Annotated in this window: 7 protein-coding genes; 3 read left to right on the top strand and 4 right to left on the bottom strand. The window is 72.9% G+C overall.

The window, feature by feature from the left end; translation table 11 throughout:
* The 3 genes from AB0I76_RS18355 to leuE form a co-directional block, all read left to right on the top strand.
* A partial coding sequence (locus tag AB0I76_RS18355) for a hypothetical protein (RefSeq protein WP_357036558.1) occupies positions 1-220 on the top strand: 220 nt, incomplete at its 5' end.
* Positions 221-272: 52 nt separating this feature from the next.
* Positions 273-1,514, top strand: coding sequence for a bifunctional pyridoxamine 5'-phosphate oxidase family protein/GNAT family N-acetyltransferase (locus tag AB0I76_RS18350; protein WP_357036555.1), 1,242 nt, complete (start codon positions 273-275; stop codon positions 1,512-1,514).
* Positions 1,514-2,182 (top strand): leucine efflux protein LeuE, encoded by a 669-nt coding sequence (gene leuE, locus AB0I76_RS18345; protein ID WP_357036552.1) that lies wholly within the window; start codon positions 1,514-1,516, stop codon positions 2,180-2,182. Before AB0I76_RS18350 ends, leuE begins: the two co-directional genes overlap by 1 nt.
* Positions 2,183-2,199: 17 nt before the next feature.
* Here leuE and AB0I76_RS18340 read toward each other — a convergent pair whose 3' ends face one another.
* The 4 genes from AB0I76_RS18340 to AB0I76_RS18325 form a co-directional block, all read right to left on the bottom strand.
* Positions 2,200-3,129 carry a sporulation protein gene (locus tag AB0I76_RS18340; protein WP_357036549.1) on the bottom strand — a complete coding sequence of 310 codons (930 nt, stop codon included), beginning with the start codon at positions 3,127-3,129 and terminating at the stop codon, positions 2,200-2,202.
* Positions 3,130-3,404: 275 nt separating this feature from the next.
* Positions 3,405-4,469 (bottom strand): hemolysin family protein, encoded by a 1,065-nt coding sequence (locus AB0I76_RS18335; protein WP_357036546.1) that lies wholly within the window; start codon positions 4,467-4,469, stop codon positions 3,405-3,407.
* A complete protein-coding gene (locus AB0I76_RS18330) occupies positions 4,466-5,830 on the bottom strand; it encodes a hemolysin family protein (RefSeq protein WP_357036543.1) in 1,365 nt (454 codons plus the stop codon). Before AB0I76_RS18330 ends, AB0I76_RS18335 begins: the two co-directional genes overlap by 4 nt.
* Positions 5,831-6,032: 202 nt before the next feature.
* Positions 6,033-7,508: a M28 family metallopeptidase gene (locus tag AB0I76_RS18325; protein WP_357036561.1), complete on the bottom strand. Its 1,476-nt coding sequence runs from the start codon at positions 7,506-7,508 to the stop codon at positions 6,033-6,035.
* Positions 7,509-7,518 lie beyond the last annotated feature (10 nt).

Genomic DNA, 7,518 nt, shown 5'->3' with positions numbered 1-7,518 from the left:
GACTCTGCTCTGTGCGGCGCACGAGGCGGCCGGCGAGTCCGGCACCACCGACGGGGGCGTCCGCGTCCTGCGCCGCGGCTCCCGCATGGCCGGGCTGACCGCCAGGTCGGCGGCGAGGGCGCGGACCGCCGGGAGGGCGGTGCCGGCGGGGAGCGCGCCGGACCGGACGCCGGATTCCACGCTGGCCGAAATCGCGGCCGACGTCGTGCCGGCGATCTGATAATGTGCTGCCACAGTTGAGGAATTGTACTAGAACAAAGGTGACCTGTCACATGTACCCTCCGACTCCCCGGACCACCGCCACCCGCGTCCGCGACCGGATGAGCTACGACGCCGACGCGGCCCACGCCGTGCTGGACGAGGCGTACCACTGCGTGCTGAGCTTCACCGTCGACGGCGAGCCGCGGGCGCTGCCCACCCTGCACGTCCGCGTCGGCGACACCCTCTACCTGCACGGCTCCACCGGCAGCCGGCCGCTGCTGGCCGCCCGGGGCGACGGGCTGCCGGTCTGCGTGGCGGTCACCCTGCTCGACGGTCTGGTCTACGCGCGGTCGCAGTTCCACCACAGCGCCAACTACCGCTCGGTGGTCGTGCACGGCACCGCCGGACTGGTCACCGACGAGCGGGAGAAGGCCGCCGCGATGACCGCGCTGGTGGAGAAGGTGGGGGCCGGGCGCAGCGCGGAGAGCCGACCGCCGAGCCGACGCGAGCTGGCCGAGACCGCCGTGCTGGCGCTGCCGCTGCGCGAGGTGTCCACCCGGTCCCGCACCGGCGGGGTCAGCGACGATCCGGCCGACCTCGACCTGCCCCACTGGGCCGGGGTGGTGCCGCTGCGCCTCACGTCCGGGGCGGCCGAGCCGGCCGAGGGCGTGACCGCGCCTGTTCCGGCGTACCTGCCGCCGGCCCGCTCCCCCTGGCTGGAGCCGACGGCGCTGCGCGGGGAGCACGTGGTGCTGGAGCCGCTGGACCTCGCCCACGCCGAGGAGCTGTACGCGGCCACCACCGACCCGGAGGTGTGGCGACACCTCGGCGGACCGCAGCCGGCCGACGCCGCCGAGATGATGCGGGTGGTCGCGGCCTACCTCGCCGCCGGGCGCTCCGGCGAGCGGGTGTCGTGGGTGCAGCGCTGCGCCGCGACCGGCGCGGTGGTCGGCACCACGTCCTTCTACGAGGTCGACCCCGAACGGCGCTCGGTCGCCATCGGCTACACGTGGCTCGGCCGGCCCTGGTGGCGCACCGGCATCAACACCGAGGCGAAGCTGCTGCTGCTCACCCGGGCATTCGACGAGCTGGGCGCGGTCCGCGTGGTCTGGCACACCGACATCCGCAACGAGCGCTCGCAGCGGGCGATCGAACGGCTGGGCGCGTCCCGCGAGGGGGTGCTGCGCATGCACCGGCAGCGCGCGGACGGCTCCTGGCGGGACACCGTGCAGTACGCGATGACCGTCGACGAGTGGCCGAACGCACAGGTCACGCTGCGGGAAAGGCTTCGCCCGACGGCCCCCGTGGCGTGATGATGGCGGGCGTGCTGGGCATCACCGACATCTGGACGTACGTGCTGGGCACCGTGGCGATCATCCTGCTGCCCGGGCCCAACTCGCTCTTCGTGCTCTCCACCGCCGCGCGGCGGGGCGTGGGAGCCGGTTACCGGGCCGCGGGCGGGGTGTTCGTCGGCGACGGGGTGCTGATGTTCCTCTCCGCCGCCGGCGTGGCGTCGCTGCTCCAGGCGTACCCGCCGCTCTTCCTGGTGATCAAGTACGCGGGCGCCGCGTACCTGGGCTATGTCGGGCTGACCATGCTGCGCGGGGCCTGGCGGCGCTGGCGGACGCGCAACGACCCGACCGCGCCGCGGCTCATCGACGCCGCGGAGCCGGCGGCGATGCGCAGTCCGTTCCGCAAGGCGCTGGTGATCAGCCTGCTCAACCCGAAGGCGATCCTGTTCTTCATCTCGTTCTTCATCCAGTTCGTCGACCCGGGCTACGCGTGGCCGGCACTGTCGTTCCTGCTGCTCGGCCTGATCGCCCAGGTCACCAGCGCGCTCTACCTGACCATGCTGATCTTCGCGGGCACGTTCCTGGCGGCGCAGTTCCGCCAGCGCCGTCGCCTCGCCGCCGGCGCGACCACCGGCGTCGCGGCCCTCTTCCTGGGCTTCAGCGTCAAGCTCGCCACCGCGAACGTCTGACCCGCCCGGTGGCGCGGTCAGGTGCCGTCGCCGCCTCCGCCACCACCACCGATGCCGGCGCCCCCGGCGACGCCGCCCAGGCCGTAACCGGGTGCGATCGGCTCGTCGGGGCGGCGGCTGACGTGCGCCGACTCGGTGATGGTCGCGGACCAGTCGGCGTGGGCCGCCGCGGCGGCGTGCCGGTTGATCGCCTCCCGCAGCCAGCCGTCGACGGTGGCCACCCAGTCCCGCTGCTCGGCGCCGGTGTGCCACACGCGGAAACGGCTGATGCTCTGGTGGGTGATCCCGGCCAGCGCCAGCCGCCGGTCCATCCAGAGGATCACCTCCAGGCCCGCCGGGTTGGCGACGAACGTCACCTCCATCTCGGTGATCGGTCCGGCGTAGATGGGCGCCACCCAGAAGCCCAGCCGCTGGTGCACGGGCAGGATCTGCTCCACACCGGGCAGCCGGCTGTCCACGAGGCCGACCTGCCGCATGGTGAAGCCGAGAGTGTCCAGCGCGGCCAGGATGTGCGCCTGCGTGGGGAGCGGATGGACGAAGACCGGCACCATGGCGCCCTGGTCGAGCGAGGGGTCGATCGCCACCTCGGTCCGCAGCCCCGTCCGCATGCTGAGCAACGGCACCCCGCCGAAGATCGTCACCGGGGTCTCCCACGGCAGCGGGAACTCGAACGGGATCGTGCGGGCCCGCCGGGCACGCAGCACGAAGGCCTCGGCGACCTGCGCCTGATGGAACTGCACCAGGCGGCGGGGCGCCTCCGGGTCGTCCGGTTCGGCGGTCGCGACCAGGCCGAGCCGCACGTGCCGCACGGGTACGTCCGTGGACCCGGCGGTGACGGTCACCCGCCCGGGCAGGTGGAGGCCGGGGCGGGTGCTCGGGTTGGCCAGGGCGGTGCGCACCGTCAGGCCCGTCCAGCCCGACTCCGGTGACACGCCCGTCAGCCGCACGGCACCTCCTCCGTGGCGGCACGACGCGGCCCGCCCGCTGCTCGGAGACCCACGTCGACGCCGGCGGCGGCTTACCCCATCGACGTCGCCACAATCCCGCCAGCGCGGCAGCGCCGGAGCGCCGCATTTAGAGATCTTGGTAGAAAGTGGCCCCTGTAGGGGCCGTTTCCTACCAAGATCTACGCGCCTCCCGATGGGGCCGGTCCAGGACCGGCACCTGGACCGGGCCGGACCCGGGGCCCGGGGACAGAGCCCCGGACCCCGGGGTCGGCGGATCAGCGCAGGCGGCGCCCGCGCGGCACCGGGTCGGTCTCGTCGTCGAACTCGCCGATGACCTCCTCCAGCAGATCCTCCAGCGCGACGAACCCGATCGGCCGGGTCGGCCCGCCGCCGTTGCGTACCAGCGCCAACTGCGACTGCCGGGCCCGCATCGCCGCCACGGCCTCGCTGACGGTCGCCGCCGCCGGCAGGGTGAAGGCGTTCGTCATCAGGTCAGCGGCGGTGGCCGTCGGCCGGGTGGCGGTGGCCCGCACCGCCTCCCGTACGTGCACCAGGCCGCAGACGTCGCCGGCGGCGTCCAGCACCGCCAGGCGGGAGCGTCCGCTGTCCCGGCTGACCTGCTCGATCCGGCCGGCGTCGTCGTCGCGGCGGACCGTCACCATCTGGCTGAACGGCTCCATCACCTGGGCGACGGTGGTGCCCTGCAACTCCAGCATGCTGGTCAGCAGTCGGTGCTGCTCCACGCCGAGCGTCCCGTGCTCGCGGGACTGCTCCAGCAGGATGCGCAGCTCGTCAGGGCCGTGCACCTGGGCCAACTGGTCCTGCGGGCTGACCTTGACCAGTCGCAGGATGCCGTTGGCCACAGCGTTCAGCAGGGACAGCACCGGGCGGGCGAGCCGGGCGAACGCCCGGAACGGCAGCGCCAGCAGCAACGCCGAGCGTTCGGCGTCGGTGATCGCCCACGACTTCGGGGCCATCTCGCCGACCACCAGATGCAGGAACGTGACCAGGCCGAGGGCGAACACCAGCGCGATCGCGTGACTGGCCGCGTCGGGCAGGCCCACCCCGTGCAGCAGCGGGCTGAGCAGATGCTCGATCGCCGGTTCGGCGAGCGCGCCGAGCCCCAGGGTGCAGAGGGTGATGCCGAGCTGCGCGCCGGCCAGCATCAGGGAGAGTTCCCGGACGCCGTCCAGGGCCGCCTTCGCCGCCCGGCCACCACCGGCCGCCGCGTGCTCCAGCCGGTAGCGCTTGCTGGCGATCAGGGCGAACTCGGCCGCCACGAAGAACCCGTTCAGAGCCAGCAGGATCACCGAGGTGAACAGCGCGATCCCCGGGCTCATGACTGCTCCTCCGAGTTGGTGCCGGCGCCGACGCCGGTGAGCCGCAGCCGCACCGAGTCGGCCACGTGCCGGTCGACCGCGAGCACCTCGACCAGGGCCCGGGACACCGGGTGCCCGTCCTCCCCTTCGGCCGGCAGGCTGATCTCCAGCCGGTCACCGACCTCGGGAACCCGGCCCAGCTCCCGCATGACGAGGCCGGAGAGGGTGTCGTACTCCGGAGCCTCGGGCAGTGCGATGCCGGTGCTGTCGGCGACCTCGTCGATCCGCCAGCGGGCCGGCACCACCCAGGAGCCGTCGGCCTGGCGGATCGGGGTGCGCTCGGGCGGGTCGTCCTCATCGCGGATCGGGCCGACCAGTTCCTCGGCGATGTCCTCCAGCGTGATGACGCCGGCGAAGCCGCCGTACTCGTCGACCACGCAGGCGAGCTGCCGGTGCCCGGACCGCAGCCGGTCCAGCACCGTCGGCAGCGGCAGCGTCTCGGGCACCAGCAGCGGGGGTACGGCAACCGCGCTCACCGGCGTGGTCGCGCGACGCTCCAGGGGCACTCCCAGCACGTCGGCGATGCCGACGACACCGATCACGTCGTCGACGCCCTCGGTGCCGCGTACGGGGAAGCGGGAGCGGCCGGTGTCCAGCAGCTCGACGACCCGGCTGACCGGCTCGTGCGCGCGTACGGTGTGCACGTCGACCCGGGGCACCATGGCCTCCCCGGCGGTCAGCTCACGGAAGTCGAGCCCGCGGTCCAGCAGGGTGGACATCTCGGCGGTGAGGTGTCCCTCCTCGCGGGACTCGGCGATGATCTGCTCCAGGTCCTCCGGGGTGGCGCCGCTGGGCAGCTCCTCGATCGGCTCGATGCCGACCCGGCGGAGCAGCCGGACGGCGGCGCGGTCGAAGAGCGTGATGAGGGGCCCGGCCACCCGCAGGTACATCAGGGTGGAGCGGCTCAGCGCCCGGGCCAGCGGCACGGCGCGCGCGATGGCCAGGTTCTTCGGCGCCAGCTCGCCCAGGACCATCTGGACCACGGTGGCGATGAGCAGGGCCAGCACCACCGACAGGGGCAGGCTGACCGCGGTGGAGACCCCGGCCACGCCGAGCAGGTCGGCCAGGCCCGCGCCGAGGTACGGCTCGGCGACGTAACCGACCAGCAGGGCGGTGACGGTGATGCCGAGCTGGGCGCCGGACAGCATGAATGACAGCCGGCCGGTCACCTCCAGGGCCCGGGCCGCGGCCCTGTCCCCGTCGTCGGCGAGCTGCTTGAGCTTGCCGCGGTCCACGGCGACGTAACCGAACTCCTGGGCCACGAAGTAACCGGTGGCGGCGGTGAGAACGATGATGAGAAGGAGACCAACGACGATCAACACGGGTCGCTCAGGGCTCCCGGGGTCGTCGGGTTCGAGGGAAGCCGGGCCGGGCCCGGCTTGCTACTGCTGCCCTCCTGGGCAGGCGAGTCGATCATGCCGCCATTTTATCCAGAGACGCTGAACGCCCGCTGAAGGTGTAAGGAAGGGCCCCCTCTCAACGCCTCGCGTAGAGGAGGGGGCCCCTCTTGACACAGCGACACGCTCAGCTCTGGGTGATCTTCACGTCGTCGACGGCCGCCTCGACCAGGCTGGCGCCGCTGGCATCCGCCGCGTCGATGACGATCCGTACCGTCTGTCCCCGCAGGGCCGAGATGTCCGCACCGGCGGTCTGCCACGCCGCCGCCCGGTTGGTCGCCGCCCCGGTCGCGTTCACGACCGTGACGGTGCTCCCACCGACCACCCGTACGCGCAGGTAGTCCGCGCTGCTGGAGTTGGTGAGGTGGGCGAGGTACCAGGAGAGGGAGAGGTTCAGGGTGCCGGTCGACGGCAGCGTGATCGCCGGGGACTGGATCGTGCTCACCCCGCCGTCGAGGTCGTACGCCCCGGCGCCGCTGCCCGCCAGCGGCCCGGTGACGAGGTCGAAGCTGCCGCTGACGGTGGTGCCGAGCTGGGTCGCCACGCCGGAGCTGGTAGCGGCCGGGTCACCGCGCTCCCACCGTCCGAGGGTCGCGGTGTCGGTGCCGGACGGGTTGGCCGTCCAGCCGGTCGCGGTCTCGAAGGTGTCGCTGTAGACCGTGGTGCCCGGCGGGGTGCCCGCCCCGGCGAGGGTCCACACCGTGTACGCGATCGCGTCGGAGTTGCGGTCCAGCGCGGTGTCGTTGATGTTGGCGCTGGTGTCGCAGGAGCGGTGGTAGCAGGGGTCGAACGCCTGCCCCGCCGTACCGCCCCAGAGCGACGCCTGGGTGCTGGTCTTGGTGCCCTCGGCGCCGGTGAAGATGCCGCCGGCCGGGATGCCGACGCCGATGAACGGCCCGTAGTCGCTGCGGCCGTCGAAGTCGGTGCCCCGGGTGGGCACCCCGATCGAGGTGAAGTACGCCTGGATGGTCTGCTCGATCTGGGCGGAGCCGGCCGGGCCGGGGCCGGAGCCCACGCCGTCGGAGTTGTCGCCGTCGTACACGAAGTAGCCGGCGTTGGGCGAGGCGACCATGTCGAAGTTGAGGTACTGCTTGATCTTCGACCGCTCGGTCGTCGGGAGGTTGTTCACGTAGTACTGCGAGCCGCGCAGACCCAGTTCCTCCGCGCCCCACCAGCCGAACCGCAGGTGCTTGGTGGGAGTGAAGCCGCTGCGCGCCACGGCGAGCGCCACCTCCAGGATGGCCGCCGAGCCGGAGCCGTTGTCGTTGATGCCCGGTCCGGAGCTGACGCTGTCCAGGTGGGCCCCGCTCATCACCACCGCGTTCGGGTCGCCACCAGGCCAGTCGGCGATCAGGTTGTAGCCGGTGGCGCCGTTGTACGTGAACGACTGCACGGTGGTGGTGAAGCCGACCGCGTCCAGCTGGCCCTTCACGTAGTTGACCGACGCCAGGTACCCCGGCCGGCCGTGGGCCCGGTTGCCGCCGTTGGCCGTGGCGATGGACTGGAACTGGCTCAGGTGCGCCTTGACGTTCGCCAGCGGGATGTCGGGCGCGGCGAGGGCCGCCGGTGCGGCGACGGCGGGCGCCGGGGAGCGCTCCGGCATGGTGGGGGCG

This window comes from Micromonospora sp. NPDC049799 (assembly GCF_040656655.1).
Lineage (GTDB): Bacteria > Actinomycetota > Actinomycetes > Mycobacteriales > Micromonosporaceae > Micromonospora.
Note: the sequence above shows the minus strand (reverse complement) of the source record. Positions and strands in the feature narration are given on the sequence as shown.